Below are 413 nucleotides of genomic sequence, written 5' to 3'. Positions count from 1 at the left end.
GTAACAACTCGCGATAAGCGCACCCATTGAATGCCCGACTAAGGTTAGCGGGCAATCGAGTTCTTTCTTAAGCTCAGTGATAACTTGATGTAGGGAATCAATATAGTCATGGAAGGGGTAATAGCCACTGCGCGAGTGGGAGCTATAACCGTGGCCGGGAAGGTCTAACGAGATAAGCTGGATATCTGGATGTTGCGAACGCATTACGTCCATTAAAGGAGTAAATGACGCCGCATTATCTAGCCAGCCATGAAGCATCAAAACACAATGCGAGGGGCTGTGTGGTTCATGGCACAAAGCCGATAGCGAGTAGTCACTAACCTCAAAGGTGCGTTCTGAGAACACCGTTATTCAACACTCTGCACGACGTGCCCTGTTCTAGGCCCATAGTTGACCTCGCGACAGTACAGCGA

General features: G+C 49.4%; 1 protein-coding gene. It reads right to left on the bottom strand.

Features of this window, described 5'->3' with window-relative positions; all coding sequences use genetic code 11:
- On the bottom strand, positions 1 to 345 hold a 345-nt coding region (locus AB4585_RS25515; protein WP_372171578.1), incomplete at its 3' end, for an alpha/beta hydrolase.
- Positions 346 to 413: the final 68 nt, after the last annotated feature.

Origin of the sequence: Vibrio sp. 10N.222.49.C9, from assembly GCF_041474985.1 — a bacterium.
In the GTDB taxonomy this organism is placed as follows: Bacteria; Pseudomonadota; Gammaproteobacteria; order Enterobacterales; family Vibrionaceae; genus Vibrio; species Vibrio crassostreae_C.
The sequence above is the reverse complement of the archived record's forward strand: the minus strand, read 5'-3'. Positions and strand labels throughout refer to the sequence as shown.